This is a genomic window from Rhodococcus sp. 06-462-5 (assembly GCF_002258315.1).
GTDB lineage: Bacteria > Actinomycetota > Actinomycetes > Mycobacteriales > Mycobacteriaceae > Rhodococcoides.
This window is the reverse complement of sequence record NZ_NOYD01000014.1, coordinates 242,324-259,174: the sequence shown is the minus strand read 5'-3', so window position 1 is coordinate 259,174 and position 16,851 is coordinate 242,324. Positions and strand designations below refer to the sequence as shown.

The following is a 16,851-nucleotide window of genomic DNA, read 5'->3' as shown; positions in this document are numbered from 1 at the left end:
CACCGGTCACAGCAGTCCGAGGTCATCGGAACAGGTGACCAAGGTCGTCCGTCGTCAGGGCAGCGGTACGGACCAGATCAACTCGGTGCCCCCTGCGTCGGCTGCGGACGGCCCGAGGATCAGCGTGCCGCCGCAATCGACAGCACGCGCTTCGAGGTTCGCCAGTCCACTACGAGTGATGTTCTCGTCCAACCCTGTTCCGTCGTCGGAAACCTCGATGCGGAGATCGTCCCCGACAGCCAGCGTCACATTGACGGTCTCGGCGCGGGCGTGATGGACAACGTTGCTCACCGCTTCACGAATGACGGCGACGGCGTGGTCGGCGAGGTAACTGTCGATGACCGACAGGGGCCCGAACATGCGAACCACGGCGCGAATGGGAACGCTCTCGGTGAGTTCGAGGACGGCTCCGTTGACGCGCTGCCGAAGGCGAGTGGTCGAGTGCGTCGCGCTCTGCAGGTCGAAGATCGTCGTGCGGATGTCCTGGACGGTGTCCTGCAGGTCGTCGATGGTGCGAGCCAGACGCTGACGAATATCGTCGAGCTCGGTCTTCTGCAACGTACTCTGCAGCGACAATCCGGCTGCGAAGATCCGCTGGATCACGTGATCGTGTAGGTCCCGAGCGATCCGATCGCGGTCCGCGAGGACGTCCAGCTCGTGCATTCGTCGGGTGGTGTCGGCCATCTGCATGACGAGCGCGGCCTGGTCGGCGAAGCTGGAAATGAGATCGAGTTGAGTGTCGTTGAAGACCGGCCCGCCCTTTCGGCGCAGCGTCACCAGGACTCCTCGCACGCCGTCCGCTACCCGTAGCGGCGAGATCAGCGCCGGGCCGAACGTATTCGCCACGTGCTCGTTGGGCCGGTAGTCCAAGCTTTCCTTGCGGGTGGACGTCCGAAGACGATATGCCGCACCGGAACTCGATCCCTCGATCGGGATGAGCGAACCCACCAGGGCATCTGCGTCGTGCCCTTCGGCGACCGAGATGACCAACCGGGAGACCGCGTCCGAGTTCGGACCCACCTCCTCGGGAACAGCGATGAACGCACTGTCGGCCGCGGTCAGATGCAAGGCTCGTCTCGATACCATGTGCAGGACTTCGTCGATGTCGCTCCCGGCCAACAGTTCGGTACCGATGTCCCGCATCGCTTCCATCCACGATTGACGGATCCGCGATTCCTCGTACAGGTGTGCGTTCTCGATCGCGATTCCAGCCGCCGACGCGAGAGCCCGCGTCACCACCTCGTCGTCCTCGGTGAACTGGGCTCCGTCCTTCTTCTCGGTGAGGTACAGGTTTCCGAACACCTCGTCACGCACCCGAATGGGCACGCCGAGAAAGGATTTCATCGGCGGATGGTTGGGTGGGAAACCCACTGCCTCAGGATGTGCCGACAGGTCGTCGAGTCTCAGCGCATGGGGCTGGTCGATCAGCAGACCCAACACACCTCGTCCGGTGGGAAGTGGGCCGATTGCCTCGCGCACCTGCTCGTCCATGCCGTGATGGATGAACGCCTTCAGCTCGTGACCGTCGCCTCGGACGCCGAGTGCACCGTACCGGGCACCGACGAGGTTTACTGCCGACTCCACGATCGACCGCAACGTCACCTCCAGGTCGAGGCCGGAGGTGATGACGAACATTGCGTCGAGCAGACCGTCCGCCTGCACGCGCGCATCCGCGATGCGCCCGATTCGGTCCTGTACCTCGGCCAGCAGTTCGCCGAGTCGGAGCTGCGGGAGACCCGATCCGCGGTGATCATCCATCCGACGGCCCGGATTGCGTTCGCGGATGCGTTTCGGCCAGCCTCGACGCATACACCGCTGCCTGGGTGCGGCGCTCCATCCCGAGCTTGGCGAGCAGCCGGGACACGTAGTTCTTCACTGTCTTCTCCGCCAGGAACATTCGAGCGGCGATCTGTCGATTCGTCAGCCCCTCCCCCAGGAGGTCGAGCAGTGTCCGTTCCTGCCCGGTGAGGTGATCGATCGGTCCGGGAGCGGCCGTGCCCGCCCGCAGCTTGTCCATCAACGCTGCCGCAGCGCGATTGTCCAGCAGTGACCGGCCCGAGCCGACATCCTTGATCGCGCGGGTCAGCTCCATTCCGGTGATGTCCTTGACGACGTATCCGCTCGCGCCGGCGAGGATCGCGTCGAGCATGGCTTGATCCTCGGTGAACGAGGTCAGCATCATGCATTTGAGATCGGGGAGTCGGTCGAGCAATTCGCGACAGAGTTCGATGCCGTTGCCGTCGGGCAGTCGAACATCGAGAACGGCGACATCCGGCCGCAACGCGGGAATTCGAGCGAGTGCCTGTGCGCAACTTCCGGCCTCACCGATCACGGAAAGATCGGGATCGGAGTCGATGAGATCGATCAGACCTCGACGCACGATCTCGTGATCGTCGACCAGAAACACTGTGACCACGTCCAACCCCTCACCCGCGTCCTCGGTGGGCGCATCTCCCTCAACACTACGGACCCGCAGGCGAGGCAGCTTCACCTTTTGTCATCGAAAGTGGAGTCGAAAGTCCCTGCCGTCGGTGTAGTTGTCCTGGTGCGCGAATGCCGAGCCGAAGCGTCTGATGGAGCTCTGACACCGCCATGAAGGGACACATCCGATGGGCATTTCCCACACCGTCGTCGGAGTCGACGGTTCCGCTGCGTCTCTGGACGCTGTCCGGTGGGCCGTGCTCGATGCCGAACTGCACGGCTCCGACCTGACGATCGTCTCGGCCGTCCCGACGGTTCTCACGGGTCTCGATGCCCTACCCGAACGGACATCCGCGCATTTGAGGTTCGAGACGAATCGCATTCTGGACGAGGCGATGTCGATAGCCCAGCCGAGGGGTTCGGCCGTGTCCACCATCGCCGTCGACGTAGTTCTGTCGGACCGCCCCGCCGCTGCCACCTTGCTCGAGATGTCGGAGACGTCTCGGATGATCGTGATAGGGACGCGCGGACTCGGTGCAGCACAACGTATGTCGTTGGGTTCGGTCAGCGTTGCCCTGAGCACGCATTCGCACTGCCCGGTCACGGTCGTACATGCGTGGCCGACGGGTGGCTACACACAGTCCGAAGCGGTCGTGGTCGGCGTCGATGGAACCTCGGCCGCCATGGCCGCAGTGGAGTGGGCGTTCGAGGAGGCCGAAGTGCGCAGCGCTCCGGTCACCGCAGTGCACGCATGGGCCGATTCCGATCTGTCGATAGGGATGTCGGTTCCCGGCCTCGAATGGGCGGTCCATCGACCCGAGGCCGACGACGTATTGGCAAGGGCCGTCGACGATTGCGTCCGTCGACATCCGACGGTGGCGCTGCGCCATGTGGCGGTCAGAGACCGTCCGGTCCACGCACTGCTGGACCACGCGCAGAATGCCCAACTACTGGTGCTGGGCAGTCACGGTCGCGGTGGATTCGCCGGGATGATGCTGGGCTCGACCAGCCGCTCGGTGATGGCACGCGCATCGTGCCCGGTCACCGTCGTGCCCAGTGCTGCCCGCAACAGAACGACCCCTACGAAGAAACATCCGTGACGACGATCCCGGTGAGAGCCACCGGCGGGCGATTCGACGCAGCCGACCCGTATCGGATCGGTGAATGGCACTCCGCCTGGCGCACAACGAGCAAGTCCATCACCTTCGGCCGTGCCTGTGGGTCGTAAGTCCCTACTCGGCGACGGTCCCGCAGCGCAGAGTGATCATCGAGCAGTCTCCCTCCACGACAAGGACCACCCGGCATGATTCTCGTTCCTTCACTCGACAGTGCCGGACCCAACACGTTGGAAGAACTGTTCGCGGCGCGATATGCGCGCGGTGACGTGGATCGAGAGCAGTACCTGACACAGATGGATGGCCTTGCACTGCGATTCAACCGAACCCGAACCAACATTGACAGGACGTCCACATGCGAATCCTGATCGCAACAGCAAGCCGCCACGGTGCCACCCGAGAAATCGGACAGTGGCTGGGCGCATCCATTCTGCGGGAAATGTCGAACGTCGACAGCACGACGACAGTCGACGTTCGTGACACCGTCGATGTCGACAGCATTGCCGAGTACGACGCCGCGATCATCGGCAGCGGCGTCTACATGGGCCGATGGCTCCGAGACGCACGTTCGCTGATCGCCAGGGAGCAGGCCGAACTGGAAGCAATTCCTGTGTGGCTCTTCTCGAGTGGCCCGGTGGACGGCAGTACACCTACGAAGACTCAGCCGAAAGAGTCGAAGGCCGACTGGGCGATCGAGCATCGTGTGTTCGGTGGCAAGTTGATCAATTCGCGGTTGTCACTTTTCGAACGTGCGATCGTTCGGCTGATCAAGGCTGCGGACGGCGACAGCAGATCACCCGCAGATATTGCCCGATGGGCCGACAACATCAGCGGCATCCTCACCGAACGACTGGTGTCCTCACCCGAGAAAGGCCGATCTTCATGAGCGCTACCTGACCGACCGGCCGCCCCATCGTGGTGGGGGTCGATGGATCGTCCTCGTCGATCATTGCCCTGCAACGCGCGCTCGCCGAGGCCACAGCTGCGGCATTCGGCACCGATCTCCCCGCAGGTCTGAAACAGGTTGCGAGGCAGGGTTCTGCGGCGAAGGCTCTACTCGAAGCCAGTCATGACGCCGAGATTCTCGTTGTCGGAAGCCGCGGTCACGGCGGGTTCGTCGGACTGCTCCTGGGTTCTGTCAGCTCGCAATGTGCCGAACATGCCCACTGCCCGGTGCTCGTGGTTCATTCGAGGGATCATCTCCAGCCCGGGCACCACCGGGGCGATCCCGTCGCACATCGCCACGGTGGCAGTCGCATCCGCCTCGATACGGGTACGAGAACTGTCGCGATCGATCGACTTCTACCGTTCGGTGTTCGAGTTCACCGTCTCGTATCCCAGCCCGTTGCAGTTGCCGCGCAGCGTCATTGCCCATCGCTTTCGCTGAGCGTTCGGCAGACGCAGGCCCTACGGTCGAACGGGCGGAAACCAGCCACGGGCGTCGCGCAGGGTGCGGCCGGCCTCTTCGACTGTCGATCGGTTCCAGCGCTCGGCGAGTCTGCGCAATTCTGCACGTGCTTCGGCAACCGTGCGGCCACTTGCAACGAGAACACCGATCGCTTGGTTCACCTCGCTCACGTCGGCGAGCGAACGCGGGTCGGCGGGACCGAAATCGGTTCCGCCGCTACGGACCAAATGTCGGTCCAGCACAGCCGAACCTTGCGAGAGCCCGAGTGCGAAGCCCACATCCGCTGCGAAGTCGACGAGTGCTCCGGCTGTACCGGAGAGGATCAGCAGTTGCCTGGCCGAGGGGGAATCAGGAAGACCGGCGAGGGTGAATTCGAGCGACGACGCAACGACTCCCTGATGCGGGCGGCTGGTCGCTATCGAGACCTCGAACCGTTCTCCGGCGACTGTCACCGTCAGGGTGATCGAGACCACGGCCGAGACGGCCGCATCGATGTCGGTTGCCAACTGCCTGGCCAAGTGCGCGAGATCGACGGTCGAGTTGTCCAGTGATTCGGTCAGTGTCGCAAGATCGTCCAGCAATCGAGGCCGAAGTTTCATCGAGAATCCAGGTGCGGCCCGATCGCCTATTCGATTCTTCCGATACACACCCGCAGCGTCGTGCCCGGGCGGATAAGCCAGCGCGAGGGAAAGTCGGACTCGATACCTCGAAATGCGCGTGCGACTCGAACGGTACGCCCTTATCTGCGCGAACGGGAGCGGGCCGTCTTCATCGCCTCGCCCACCATGGCCTCTGCGATCACTGCGACCTTTTTGTGTTCGCTCTGGCTCAGTGATCGGAGCTTGTCGTATCCTTCGGCTCCGGTGCATCCGCTTCGGCTGATCAGCACTCCGATCGCCTGGTCTATCACCGCCCGGCTGTTCAGCGCCCTCTCCAGCTGCTCGGTGAGCCGGGCAGCACTGGCCAGTGCGCGCGCGTTCTGTACCGAGATCGCAGCCGGCACCGCGAACAGTTCGCCCAACTCGGCAGCGCGAGCATCGAACGCGTCGGGTCGGTGCGCGTAGACATTCATCGCGCCGAGCACACCGCCCGCGGTGATCAGCGGCAGAGACAACACGCTGTGCACTCCCAACCGACCGACTTTCGGACCGAATTCCGGCCACTGCGAATCAGTTCCGAGTGAACCCGATCGAACGGTGATGCCCTCTGCGGCCGCCGTGATGCAGGGGCCTTGTCCGAGACCGTACTGAATGTCGTCGACTACGCGAACGAAATCTGCACTGGCAACGATCGTGTCGGGGCGGTCAGGATGTAAGAGCGTCAATCCGGCACCGTCGGCACCGGGAATGGCCCGTACAGCGAATTCCGCCACGTGAGAGAGGGTGTCGGACAGAGACAGATTCGTCATCGACAATCTGCTCAAGTCGGCCAGGCTCGACCTGAGATCGTCTTCGTGTTCCTCTGCGTTCATCACTGCTCACTCCGTTGTGGGCACACATACCTTTCGGGTACGCGCCTGCCCACCCCGACCTTACGGCCTCCCCCAACGGCCGGACGTTCGGCCGAAGGAGCATCGCGATCAGCCGACAGTGATCGACGATGTCGACATCAGAACTCGAAGACCTGGCGAGCGGTGACGCGACCACCCATGAGGTCGTCGAAGCACTCGTTCACTTCGTCCAACTTTCGCGAGACGGCAGAAACCGTGGTCCGCCCGGCCTCGTGCAGTGCGAACACTTCACGGAGGTCCTTTCGGGTGCCGACGATCGAACCGAGGACGGAGATTCCGCCGACGACCGTCTCGAAGATCGGGACCGGGAACACACCGTGAGCGGGCATCGAGACGCACACCAGTCGGCCGCCGCGGCGAAGCGAACGGAAGGCCTGATCGAACACGCTCGGGATGACGGCCAACACGATGGCCACATCGGCCCCACCGAGTGCCTTGATCTCCTCGACGGGATCGACCTTCGACGAGTTGACGGTGTGATCGGCACCGAGTTCACGAGCGAGTTCGAGCTTGTCGTCCTCGATGTCCACTGCAGTGACGAATCCGCCGGCGATCTTGGCGTACTGCACGGCCATGTGCCCCAGTCCACCGACACCGAATATCGCAACGCGTTGAGCCGGTGCCACCCCGCCGACCTTCACGGCCTTGTAGGTGGTGACGCCGGCACACGTCAACGGAGCTGCGTCGAACGAGGAGATGCTGTCGGGAACGCGGACGACGTATCGCGCATGTGCCACAGCGTATTCCGCGTATGCGCCATCGATGGAGTAGCCGCTGTTCTGCTGCTTCTCGCACAGCGTCTCCCATCCGGAGACGCAGTGATCGCATTCCCCGCACGCAGACCCGAGCCACGCGATCGCAACGCGTTCGCCGATTCGACTCTCGTCGACCTGCGATCCCACTGCCTCGATCACGCCGATGCCCTCGTGTCCCGGAACGAACGGCAGCGTCGGCTTTGCAGGCCAATCACCCTGCGCTGCATGGATATCCGTGTGGCAGACGCCGCACGTCTCCATCTTCACGAGCACCTGCTCGGGTGCGGGTGTCGGGATCGGGATGTCCTTGACGACCAGAGGCCCGCCGAACTCGGTGACGACTGCAGCTTTCATGGTGAGTTCCTCCAACTGTGCAAACCGTGCCGTTCTCGACGCTCGAGCGATGCACTGATATCGATCATGACGACTGCTGCCTACCCGGATGTAGGGCCGGAAGTCACCGACGAGCGAGGACAGATCCCGGTTTGTCCGTTGGCGGGCGAAGCGCCTTGGTGTGCAGCACCGTTCACGCTGAACACCGCTGAACGAGCTGCGGACTATCTCGGAAACGGAATGGAGGCGAGGCGTGCCAGTATGTCTCGTGCCCAGTTGCATACTCGGATCCAGTCGCGGAAGTCTCCTTCGGCGGCACCGGACGAGGCGAACACCAGTCGCTCACCGTGCGACAGCTCTGCCACATCGAGCTTGCCGGGAAATGTGCAGTGTGACTGCGCATTCAACACTGCAACTGCCCGCGCCGCATCGGCCGTGTCGTTGACGGGCCTGTCCGCTGAATGCAGGGGCCCGCACGAGAACAGCCATACGGGCGGATGCGGCTTGTCCGCCAACCGTGCGACCAGGTCGTTGACCATCGGAATCCACCGGTTCGAATAGACAGCGCTCCCGATCACCAGAGCGTCGTAGCCGTCGACGCAGTCGACGGATTCCGGTGCACGTACGTCGACATCGACGCCGCCGTGCTCGAAGACACGTGCCAATTCCCGCCCCAGCGTGTCCGTCGCTCCGTGGCGACCGGAGGTGGAGACGAGTATTCTCATTGCTCCTCCGACACGAGATACGCGGACTTGCCCGCAGCCACCGTCATCCGCCATCCGCGGACCGCAATGACGAATCCCAGTACCCCGAACGATCCCTGCAGCCAACTCGTCTCACCGGTCACCGCCGGTTGCACGATGATCCAGGCAACCAACAGCACACCGGCGATGTGAGCCATCGGCCCCGATCTTCCGCCGCCCGCGAACGCGGACACCGCAGCAAGTCCCATCGGGATACCGACCACCAGCACAAGCGAGAGAGCTGTGAGTGTCACAGACCAATTCGCCTGCACATTCGGATCCGGATCGATTGCACCCGAGAACAATCCGATCGCTCCGCCGAAGGCGTTGATCGAAACACCTCCGCAGACTGCGCCGAGCCACGGCCATCGTCGGTTGTGGTCGGTGGCCATCGGCGTTGTCGATATCATCGATCCAGTGTGCGTGGTACGAGGTCGATCACACCAGAGCACAAAGTACTTGCTGCTCCACTACCTGAAATCGGTTCTCAGCGAACGAAAAACGACCGCATGCTTCGACGCTCCTTCACGGGCGGCGTCGAATCCTCACTGCAGGTGCAGCGATCCGATGCCGCAACCGTCCGCATGACGGAGTCGACATGTTTGCCGCAGCCGCCCCAGCCGGTTTTGTGGCATTTCTTGCAGGTGACGGGGTAACACATGAGAATCCTCCTGGTACGAGTCGGTCGAAAATCAGGCCGGGACGTGAGCGTCGGCCCAGGCGTCGTAGCCGCCCAGCAGGTCCGAGACGTCGTCGAATCCCTCAGCACGCAGCAGCGATGCAGCCACGCTCGAGCGCCATCCTCCGGCGCAGTGCATCACGATCGGTTTGCCGGTCGGAACCTGATCGAGGCGAGTTCGCAACTGCGCCAGCGGGATCGGGATCGCTCCCGGTATCGTACCGAAGTCGCGCTCGCCCGGATTGCGAATGTCGACGAGTGTCACCTCGTCCGCGGCGAGCATCACGTCGAGCTGCTCGACCGTGGTGCGCGGTGCCGTCTCGACCAATGTCTCCAGCTCGGCTGGAAACACACCGTCACTGCCGATTCCGAGGTATCCGGTCACGTTGTCGGATCCGATTCGGGCCAACCGCAGTGCTGCCTCCTGCTCTTCGCCCGGATAAGCGATGAGCACGATGCGACCGCCGACCTCCGCGACCATGCCGCCGGTCTCGGCGAAGCGACCGTCGAACCCCACGTTGACCGATCCGCGCAGATGGCCGGCCGCGAAATCGTCCACGCTTCGCGCGTCGAGCACCCTCGTACCGGCGGCGAGTTCGGCCTTCACCGCTTCGGGTGTCAGCTCAGGAACGATCCGACCCTGCGGAAGGAGTGGGTGGATCCGCTTGTTCATGGCGGCATCGGCGGAGAAGTACGACGGCGCTGCCGGCTGACCGTCGGTGACGAGAGCCACGAAGGCGTCCTCACTCATCGGCTGCACCGACGGGTTGCTCGCGCGCTGCTCACCGATGGTGGAGGTGAGCTCGGAGGACAGGTTCTTTCCACAGGACGAGCCAGCGCCGTGAGCGGGCATGACGGTGACCTCGTCGGGCAGCGTCAACAGCTTCCCGTGGATCGTCGAATACATTGCACGGGCGAGGTCGGCGGTGGACCCGTCCCCGAGATTGACCAGGTCAGGACGTCCGACATCCCCGATGAAGAGAGAATCACCGGTCAGGACCGCAGTGGGTGTGGCACCGGGGCGCTCCCGAACCAGCACCGAGATCGACTCCCAGGTGTGACCTGGCGTCGAGAGGATTTCGAGTTCGACGTCGCCGAGGGACAACCGCTCCCCGTCGTGCAGTCGCCGGATCGGATAGTCGGTCTCGGCGGCCTCGCCGAAGCCGATCCAGGCATCGGTCGCGTCGACCAGTTCGAGGTGGCCCGAGACGAAATCGGCATGGAAGTGCGTGTTGACGACCCCTTCGATGGTGAGTCCGTACTTCGCGGCGTCGTCGAGATACTCGGCGATGTCGCGACGCGGATCGACGACGATCGCGCGCCCCGTGCTCTGATCTCCGATCAGATACGAACCGTGGGAAAGACATTCGAGGTAGTACTGCTCGAGGATCATGGGTTTCTCCGTCTGAGAAGTCTCCGGGCGACATTCGCGGGGTGATAGACACACTGTGCAATACCCCCTAGGGTATGTCAAGTACCCTAGGGGGTATCCAAAGAGGAACTGCCGATCGGGATGGACCCACGATGACGTTGACACTGGCACTGGCACTGGGATTCGGCGTGGTGATCGGCATCCTGCTCGGCCTTCTCGGTGGCGGCGGCTCGATCCTGGCCGTTCCGGTGTTGGTGTTCGCGCTGGGAATGCCGCCCACCGAGGCGGTCGCGGTCTCGCTGATCGTCGTCGGCGCTGCCTCGGCCGTCGGGGTGCTACCGAAGCTGCGGGCACGGAAAGTCGAATGGCGTCTGGCCGCCGTGTTCGCGGCGACCGGGATTCCCGCCACCTTCGCCGGGAGCGCCGTGGGTCGCCTGCTTCCGGACACAGCGCTGCTGCTCGGATTCGCAGCGGTGATGGTGGCCGCCGGTGCACGTATGCTCGCCGAACGGAGTGACACCGGAACAGCCTGTAAGACATCGGGATCGGGGATCAACTGGAGACGATGCGCCCCGCGATCGATCCCGGCAGGGCTGGCCGTCGGCTTCGTGACCGGACTGTTCGGCGTGGGAGGAGGCTTCCTCATCATTCCGGTTCTGGTGCTGATGCTGGGTATCGAGATGTCGGTCGCGGTCGGCACCTCGTTGGTCATCATCGTCGCCAATTCCGCTGCAGGCCTCTTCTCGCACCTGAGCGGAACGAGCATCGACTGGGCCGTCACCGCCGCATTCGCGGGCACGGCGATCGCCGGATCGCTACTGGCCGGACACTTCGGCACTCGCGTCGATACCGCCCGCCTCCAGCGACTCTTCGCTTACCTGGTGTTCGTGGTCGCCGGCTACGTCGTCATCGACGTGCTGGTCCTTCGCTGATTGCGCTCTGGTCGCGCCCGAATCGTGCCTCGTACTCGCGGCGCTTTTCCTCGGTGCCTTCGCGTTTCCGTTCGGCGGGGTCGTCCGCCATGCCGTGTTGCCGTAGGCGAAATCCTCGGTACACATTCATCAGACCCAGTGCGAAGTAGAGCACCGGAAGCAGAATCAGCGACATCATCAGCAGCGGCAACCACACCGGTCCGGGAAAGAGAAGGAACATCAGAAGAAGGGGAACGAGCGGGATCGTGAATCGCAGGACGTGCCGAACAGCAGATCCCCGCCCCAAGAGATCTTGGTGCACCCACGGATTCAAGTCCGCGGGCAGCGTTCCACCCAGGTTGTAGGAGATCCATTGTCGTGCAGTCGGCTCGAGCATGAGAACGACGCTATGGCGTGACGGTCGTCGCCCGCAGGTGCCATCGGTAGCCTGCATGCCGCCGAAGGTCCCTACTTGTCCGAGCCGAAGTTCCGCTCACCGCAACCGCCGCACGCCCATCATCGCTCTGTCGGGTGAATTTTTCACTCGGACTTGTGTTTCGAGTACCCCGTGACGGGGAACAGAGGTCGTGGAACGATCGGCACGACGCGAAACGGATCACGACGATGACGGATGACCAGGTCTGGCGCCTCAAGGGTGCGTGCATCGACGATATGGATGCCTACGACTCGCAGCAACTTCCCCGCCACGGACGCAAGCGAGCAGAGCGGGCGTGGCGCTTGTGCGCCGACTGCCCGGTGCTGCGGGACTGCGCCGAGCAGACGGCTCGCGATATCGAGTCGGGTCGCATTCCGGTGGGAGTGGTGGTCGCCGGTGCTGCGTATCACGACAACGCGAGCAACGGCCGTCGCACGGACGCGTACCGCACACTCGAGTTTCTCATCGGGCGTCCGTTGGCCAACCCGGCCGCCTGATCACGGAACAGTAACGGAACGCTACGAATCAGGTCACGCCAACAGCTCTGTTCGACGCGTTTTCGGCGCGTCTGTGAGTGTCTGACCTGCGGCGTTCCACCTCGGGTGACAATAGTGCGCATGGATGCAGGTCAGGCTCTTCGCATTAGTGAGCCGAACGATGTGCAGAAGGCTCTCGACAACCGGGCACCCATCGAACAGGCCAAAGGGATCTTGATGGCCGTGCATCGCATCGGGCCGCAGGCGGCCTTCGACATGCTCGCCGAGCAGTCGCAACGCACCAACCGCAAGCTTCGCGAGATAGCACTCGACCACGTTCGTTGGGCATCGGCCGGGTAGCCGAACGAAGTTTGGCCCCACACGCTGTTTTTTCAACGTGCGGGGCCTAGGCGATGGAGCAGTCCGGACTACACGATCGCTTGAGTGCCGTATGCCCTGACGCGGCCACCCGAAACATCACCTTCCTTCGCCCTCCGCGAAGGTCTCAGAAGCGCGCCAGAATTGCTCGGGCACAACGAACTACGGTCGCGCGATCGTAGGACATCACGTAATCGAACTCGCGGTCGGCGTCGACTTCGCCGCGGTGCAGATCGATCGCTGCGAGCACTCCACAGAAATGCGGTCCGAGCACCACCACGTTCCACTCCTCCACGAGCGGATCCGTCGGATCGAGGGGCGCGTGCATCACGCCGCCCTCCTGCACGTATCCCATGCCCACGCCGTAGACGCCTGCGTACGAGATTTGCTCGGCCATCGAGACCCACCGCCCGCGGGTGGTCTCGGTGAAGTGCTCCGCCCGCTGAAAAGTGCCAAGCACCAACGTTTCCGGTCCCGCTGCCGCGGCCTGCATCTCGAGCGACGTACTCATCGCCACCAGCAGACGCTTGGTGCTGCGAGTGGCCGTCTTGCCCTCGGACGCGATGGCGTACGGCGACTCGGCGGCGACAGCAGGTGTGCTCCAGGTCGGGAACGGGGGCATCACCTCGGCAGCGTCGGCAGGAAGCTCCTCGGTCGTTTCCGCCGCCGGATACAGTTCGCCCACTCCGTAGGTCGCTCCGAGTCCGAGTGCGCGGGTGCGATGCAGCACGGTGTCGACTCCGCTGGCCACCACCACCGCTCCGGTTCGTTCCACCTGAGCCGAAACGGCATGGGCGGTACGCGCAGTGGCCAGATCGGGTCGGCGGGAAACCATCGATCCGGCGAGGATGATCACGTCGGGTTCGATGAGTGGCAGCAGAGTCATCGACTGCGGCCGACGACCCACATCGTCGACGGCCACCACTTTGCCGTCGCGCCTGGCCTTGTCGATCGCTGCGAGGGTGCGGGCCGGACTGTCGACGAGTGCCGCTTCGGTGACGACCACGATGTCGCGGCGCAGTTGTTCTTCGGTGGCCGAGTCGAGTGCGGCGAGGGAGTCGACGTCCATGGACACGAGCATCGGCAACCGCACCGACTCGTTGATTCGGGCCACTCCCCACGCGAGAGCGTCGAGTTCACGCTTGGCGTCCATTGCTCTGGCTGCGCGCTTGAGCGCGTCGGCCGAGGCGAGCGGACCGTTCTCGGGGCCCCGCAGTTGCACTTCGATCGCTGCGAGCGCGCCGTTGTCCAGTCGACAGACCGGGGCGAAATACGGATGCACCGTCAGCTCTCCCGTGTCCGTGTCGACTGCAGATCCTGCTTCGGCCAGCGCGAACGTCACACCACAGTTTGACACGAAAAAACGACCCCCGTCACGCGGGGGCACATCGATTTTCAAACCTGTCAGGCGTGCTTTGGTTTCGCGTGCTCCATGGTGAGCGTCGGAGGTGTCATCGACGCAGTCGCAACTATCTCGTTTCGGTAACTTTATATAACGTAATGGTAACGACGCACCCGCGTACACAGCCTCCGGACCGAAGGTCCACCGCGTTCGCGAAAGCGGTCCGAAAGCTCGTGGTGCGCTGCACATTCCGGAACACTTCCGATCTCCGTTACCACTGCATACAACAAACATACCGACCGGATTGTGACTTCTCACAGACTTGCTGAAAAGCAATTTCTGCAGAAGTTTCGCCGACCTAACGTCCCTCCCGGTTGCCGGAACGCCGGCACCGTCGGACCCTCGCGGGGGTCCGGAGCCGTTCTGGACTTGGAGGATCGATCGATGACGCTCAACCCGCCGACCCGCTCTCGCACACTCTCCGCCGCAATAGCCGCTCTTGCCATCACCGGAGCGACACTCGGTGCCGCCAGCGCCGGTGCCGCCACAATCTCCCCCGCCGGCACCGCTTTCACGGCACCCGGCACGATCGTCGTGAGCACACCCGCTTCGTTCGGAGTGCCCGTGAGTTGTTCCATCTCACTGTCCGGCACCACCAGTGCCGACGGCTCCTCGGCAACGATCACCGACGCCCAGATCAGCGGTTCCAACCGTCTGTGCGGTCTGCCCCAGCTGAAGAACCTGCCCTGGACTCTCACCCCCACCAGCGCCACCACCGGGGAGGTGTCCAACGTGGGCTTCTCGTTGGTCGGCTACAACTGCGGGCCCGCCACGCTGGCCGGATCCTTCGACAACATGACCAACACACTTACCGCGACGAACCAGCCGATGTCCGGCAACTGCACCGTCAACAGCCTGTCGGTCCAGCCCAACCCGGCCTTCACCCTGTCCTGACTCCTCCCCGTCCCACCTCGTTCCGTAGCAACCATTCCGAGAAGGAGAACACGTGAAGATCCGCAACAAGACTGTCGTCACGATGACGGCATTGGCGTCGAGCATCGCCCTGGGCACGCTCGTCGCCGCCCCGGCCAACGCTGCCGACACGCTTCCCATCACGTTTCAGGCCGACACCACGACGATCATCGCCAAGACCGGTCAGCCGGTGGTGTTTCCCACCACCGATCTCGCCACGGACGTCGATCTGGTCGGTGGCACGGTGACCGGAACACTCGCGCTCCCGCAGGCATCGGCCGACCTGAAACTCGGACCCGCGACGCTGGCGAACTTCACGATCTCGATCGTCGACGCGACGCCGGTGTCCGGCACCATCGTCCGCGGCGGACCGGACGAGGCACCGACGTTGGATCTCGACGTCGCGCAGAGCTTCAAGATTCGCATCGATTCGGTCAAGCCGTTGGGCATCGACACCGGTTCGGCCGGATCGGCCGCAGTCGACCTGATCCCGGCGGGTAGCAATTGCGTCACCGCCGAAACCACCGCCAACCTGTCCGGTTCGCTCGATGCGATCGACCTGATTCAGAACAACCAGGCCGATGCCCACGTGAAGGGGACGTACACGATTCCGCAGTTCCAGAACTGTGGCGCGTTCACCTCGGTGCTGAACGCGATCATCGCCGGTCCGGGGAACACTCTCGACGTGCACCTGACCGATCCGGTCTTCGACGTCGGCACCCGGTCCGCGATCGCGGCAGAGGTGGCCTAGCCTTTTCGCACCTCGATCGGCGGCGTCGACCGGTTCCATCGCGGAACTCGGTCGACGCCGTCGTTCACTGCCGTTCGTCGACCGGATGGAACGACGGCTCCCCGTCTTCGTACACCGTGACGCGGTTGCCGCCGATCCGCTTGGCCCGGTACATGGCTCGATCGGCTCGGCCGAGCAGCACATCGACACCCTCTACGACGCCCCGCGGGTCGACAACCGCATGGGCGACGCCTATCGACGCTGTCAGCGGGGACCGGTCGGTCGCGTCGCTCAGGCGGCTTCGCAATTCCTCTGATCTGTCGATCACCGAGTGGACTCCGGCAAGGCACACGATCGCGAATTCTTCGCCGCCGAGTCGCACGGTCACTGCCGGTGTCGGGAAGACATCGAGAATTCGGCTCGCGGTCAGGCGAATGACGGTATCTCCGTGCTCGTGACCGAATCGATCGTTCACGGCCTTGAAGTTGTCGATGTCGATGACCACGGCGGCCAGTTCCGCATCCGCAACGGCACGAAGGTCGAGGTTGCCGATCGCCGCGTCGAAGCCCCGTCGGTTCTGCATTCCGGTGAGCGGGTCGTAGAACGCGCCGGTGGCGTCGCGGCGCAGCAGCATCAGGAAGGAATGGCAGATCAGCGGTGCCGAGAACATCACCAGGATCAGCATCACGAGATAGAGATTGGTCTGCAGGCGCCGTTCGGGGTCGTTCACCATGGCCGAGGTGTAGAGCGCGGCGACGGTGACGAACGCGAAGAGGTGGTGGGCAGTGAACAGCTTGGGGCCGTGGAAACCCACGACGTAGCTGCCCATCACGGTGAACAGTGCCGCCATCGGCAACATCTCGGACGGCCCGTCGACGGTCAGGAGAACTGCGGCGAGCACGATGTCGGCGTACAGCACGAAGGCGACGGACATCGGCCAGGACGGCCAGCCGCCGATCAGCCAGGCCAACCCCAGTGGCAGCGTCGTCACGATGGTGAACCACAGCGCCAATCGCCCTGGGCCGCTGTCTCCGAGAGCCGGGATGGTCAGGGCGATCGCCGCGGCGGCCGCGTAGAACCAGCAGTAGATCCCGATGAGAATCCTGGTGACGTGCAGCGCTTGTTGGGACCGTGCGTACGCAACGTTCCACCCGTAGTCGACTGGAAGCGACCACCATTGGCGAAGACTGTTCACAGATCGAGCAGCTTTCCTAGTGTCCCGACTCGGATGGACAAGTCAACCACAGACGAAACCGCCTGGTCCGAGAAG

The 16,851-nt window shown here is 63.7% G+C and carries 19 protein-coding genes and 1 pseudogene; 9 read left to right on the top strand and 11 right to left on the bottom strand.

Annotation, left to right across the window (positions count from 1 at the left end; all coding sequences use genetic code 11):
* Positions 1-54 precede the first annotated feature (54 nt).
* Complete coding sequence (locus tag CH251_RS11045; RefSeq protein ID WP_094613246.1) at positions 55-1,758, bottom strand: GAF domain-containing protein; 1,704 nt, start codon at positions 1,756-1,758, stop codon at positions 55-57.
* Positions 1,751-2,416, bottom strand: a complete 666-nt coding sequence (locus tag CH251_RS11040) for a response regulator transcription factor (RefSeq protein WP_094613350.1) — start codon at positions 2,414-2,416, stop codon at positions 1,751-1,753. The genes CH251_RS11045 and CH251_RS11040 overlap by 8 nt, the downstream gene beginning before the upstream one ends.
* A gap of 193 nt (positions 2,417-2,609) precedes the next feature.
* Between CH251_RS11040 and CH251_RS11035 the strand changes: the two genes are divergently transcribed.
* The 4 genes and pseudogenes from CH251_RS11035 to CH251_RS27865 all read left to right on the top strand — a co-directional run bounded on the left by CH251_RS11035 (position 2,610) and on the right by CH251_RS27865 (position 4,923).
* Positions 2,610-3,521, top strand: coding sequence for a universal stress protein (locus CH251_RS11035; protein WP_094613245.1), 912 nt, complete (start codon positions 2,610-2,612; stop codon positions 3,519-3,521).
* 370 nt (positions 3,522-3,891) lie between these two features.
* A complete protein-coding gene (locus CH251_RS11025; protein ID WP_094613243.1) occupies positions 3,892-4,422 on the top strand; it encodes a flavodoxin domain-containing protein in 531 nt (176 codons plus the stop codon).
* Between the two features lie 29 nt (positions 4,423-4,451).
* Positions 4,452-4,664, top strand: a pseudogene (locus tag CH251_RS27870) (universal stress protein); the annotation flags it as partial.
* A 31-nt stretch (positions 4,665-4,695) separates the two neighbouring features.
* Positions 4,696-4,923, top strand: coding sequence for a hypothetical protein (locus tag CH251_RS27865; protein ID WP_256978979.1), 228 nt, complete (start codon positions 4,696-4,698; stop codon positions 4,921-4,923).
* A 20-nt stretch (positions 4,924-4,943) separates the two neighbouring features.
* Here the strand turns inward: CH251_RS27865 and CH251_RS27860 are convergent, their stop codons facing one another.
* The 6 genes from CH251_RS27860 to CH251_RS10995 form a co-directional block, all read right to left on the bottom strand.
* Entirely contained in the window at positions 4,944-5,543 is a 600-nt protein-coding gene (locus CH251_RS27860; protein WP_256978978.1) for a hypothetical protein, read from the bottom strand.
* 140 nt (positions 5,544-5,683) lie between these two features.
* Complete coding sequence (locus tag CH251_RS11015) at positions 5,684-6,352, bottom strand: GAF and ANTAR domain-containing protein (protein ID WP_256978966.1); 669 nt, start codon at positions 6,350-6,352, stop codon at positions 5,684-5,686.
* Positions 6,353-6,552: 200 nt separating this feature from the next.
* Positions 6,553-7,563, bottom strand: a complete 1,011-nt coding sequence (gene adhP / locus CH251_RS11010) for an alcohol dehydrogenase AdhP (RefSeq protein ID WP_094613349.1) — start codon at positions 7,561-7,563, stop codon at positions 6,553-6,555.
* A gap of 203 nt (positions 7,564-7,766) precedes the next feature.
* Positions 7,767-8,267, bottom strand: coding sequence for a flavodoxin domain-containing protein (locus CH251_RS11005; RefSeq protein WP_179275130.1), 501 nt, complete (start codon positions 8,265-8,267; stop codon positions 7,767-7,769).
* Positions 8,264-8,695 carry a hypothetical protein gene (locus CH251_RS11000; protein ID WP_143537833.1) on the bottom strand — a complete coding sequence of 144 codons (432 nt, stop codon included), beginning with the start codon at positions 8,693-8,695 and terminating at the stop codon, positions 8,264-8,266. The genes CH251_RS11005 and CH251_RS11000 overlap by 4 nt, the downstream gene beginning before the upstream one ends.
* A 282-nt stretch (positions 8,696-8,977) precedes the next feature.
* Positions 8,978-10,357 (bottom strand): rhodanese-like domain-containing protein, encoded by a 1,380-nt coding sequence (locus CH251_RS10995; RefSeq protein WP_094613238.1) that lies wholly within the window; start codon positions 10,355-10,357, stop codon positions 8,978-8,980.
* Positions 10,358-10,494: 137 nt separating this feature from the next.
* Between CH251_RS10995 and CH251_RS10990 the strand changes: the two genes are divergently transcribed.
* The gene (locus CH251_RS10990) at positions 10,495-11,268 is read left to right on the top strand and encodes a sulfite exporter TauE/SafE family protein (protein ID WP_094613348.1); all 774 of its coding nucleotides are present in this window, start codon (positions 10,495-10,497) and stop codon (positions 11,266-11,268) included.
* Here CH251_RS10990 and CH251_RS10985 read toward each other — a convergent pair.
* Positions 11,243-11,644, bottom strand: coding sequence for a DUF5313 family protein (locus CH251_RS10985; protein ID WP_094613237.1), 402 nt, complete (start codon positions 11,642-11,644; stop codon positions 11,243-11,245). The two genes, CH251_RS10990 and CH251_RS10985, sit on opposite strands and share 26 nt — an antisense overlap.
* A 227-nt stretch (positions 11,645-11,871) precedes the next feature.
* Here CH251_RS10985 and CH251_RS10980 point away from each other — a divergent pair, with 227 nt between their 5' ends.
* Positions 11,872-12,180: a WhiB family transcriptional regulator gene (locus tag CH251_RS10980; protein ID WP_094613236.1), complete on the top strand. Its 309-nt coding sequence runs from the start codon at positions 11,872-11,874 to the stop codon at positions 12,178-12,180.
* Positions 12,181-12,300: 120 nt separating this feature from the next.
* Complete coding sequence (locus CH251_RS10975) at positions 12,301-12,519, top strand: ANTAR domain-containing protein (protein ID WP_094613235.1); 219 nt, start codon at positions 12,301-12,303, stop codon at positions 12,517-12,519.
* A 145-nt stretch (positions 12,520-12,664) separates the two neighbouring features.
* Here the strand turns inward: CH251_RS10975 and CH251_RS10970 are convergent, their stop codons facing one another.
* Complete coding sequence (locus CH251_RS10970) at positions 12,665-13,879, bottom strand: EAL domain-containing protein (RefSeq protein WP_094613234.1); 1,215 nt, start codon at positions 13,877-13,879, stop codon at positions 12,665-12,667.
* Between the two features lie 444 nt (positions 13,880-14,323).
* On the opposite strand from CH251_RS10970, the gene praA reads away from it, so the two are divergent.
* Complete coding sequence (gene praA / locus CH251_RS10965) at positions 14,324-14,833, top strand: alkane oxidation protein activator PraA (protein WP_094613233.1); 510 nt, start codon at positions 14,324-14,326, stop codon at positions 14,831-14,833.
* Positions 14,834-14,885: 52 nt separating this feature from the next.
* Complete coding sequence (locus CH251_RS10960) at positions 14,886-15,602, top strand: hypothetical protein (RefSeq protein WP_094613232.1); 717 nt, start codon at positions 14,886-14,888, stop codon at positions 15,600-15,602.
* 64 nt (positions 15,603-15,666) lie between these two features.
* On the opposite strand, the gene CH251_RS10955 is transcribed toward CH251_RS10960, so the two are convergent.
* The gene (locus CH251_RS10955) at positions 15,667-16,776 is read right to left on the bottom strand and encodes a GGDEF domain-containing protein (RefSeq protein WP_094613231.1); all 1,110 of its coding nucleotides are present in this window, start codon (positions 16,774-16,776) and stop codon (positions 15,667-15,669) included.
* Positions 16,777-16,851 lie beyond the last annotated feature (75 nt).

Excerpts from the sequence above, each read along its gene's own strand:
- CH251_RS11045 (WP_094613246.1), bottom strand. The coding sequence starts at position 1,758 with ATGGATGATCACCGCGGATCGGGTCTCCCGCAGCTCCGACTCGGCGAA.
- CH251_RS11035 (WP_094613245.1), top strand. The coding sequence starts at position 2,610 with ATGGGCATTTCCCACACCGTCGTCGGAGTCGACGGTTCCGCTGCGTCT.
- CH251_RS11025 (WP_094613243.1), top strand. The coding sequence starts at position 3,892 with ATGCGAATCCTGATCGCAACAGCAAGCCGCCACGGTGCCACCCGAGAA.
- CH251_RS27865 (WP_256978979.1), top strand. The coding sequence starts at position 4,696 with ATGCCCACTGCCCGGTGCTCGTGGTTCATTCGAGGGATCATCTCCAGC.
- CH251_RS27860 (WP_256978978.1), bottom strand. The coding sequence starts at position 5,543 with ATGAAACTTCGGCCTCGATTGCTGGACGATCTTGCGACACTGACCGAA.
- CH251_RS11015 (WP_256978966.1), bottom strand. The coding sequence starts at position 6,352 with ATGACGAATCTGTCTCTGTCCGACACCCTCTCTCACGTGGCGGAATTC.
- adhP (WP_094613349.1), bottom strand. The coding sequence starts at position 7,563 with ATGAAAGCTGCAGTCGTCACCGAGTTCGGCGGGCCTCTGGTCGTCAAG.
- CH251_RS11005 (WP_179275130.1), bottom strand. The coding sequence starts at position 8,267 with ATGAGAATACTCGTCTCCACCTCCGGTCGCCACGGAGCGACGGACACG.
- CH251_RS11000 (WP_143537833.1), bottom strand. The coding sequence starts at position 8,695 with ATGATATCGACAACGCCGATGGCCACCGACCACAACCGACGATGGCCG.
- CH251_RS10995 (WP_094613238.1), bottom strand. The coding sequence starts at position 10,357 with ATGATCCTCGAGCAGTACTACCTCGAATGTCTTTCCCACGGTTCGTAT.
- CH251_RS10985 (WP_094613237.1), bottom strand. The coding sequence starts at position 11,644 with ATGCTCGAGCCGACTGCACGACAATGGATCTCCTACAACCTGGGTGGA.
- CH251_RS10980 (WP_094613236.1), top strand. The coding sequence starts at position 11,872 with ATGACGGATGACCAGGTCTGGCGCCTCAAGGGTGCGTGCATCGACGAT.
- CH251_RS10975 (WP_094613235.1), top strand. The coding sequence starts at position 12,301 with ATGGATGCAGGTCAGGCTCTTCGCATTAGTGAGCCGAACGATGTGCAG.
- praA (WP_094613233.1), top strand. The coding sequence starts at position 14,324 with ATGACGCTCAACCCGCCGACCCGCTCTCGCACACTCTCCGCCGCAATA.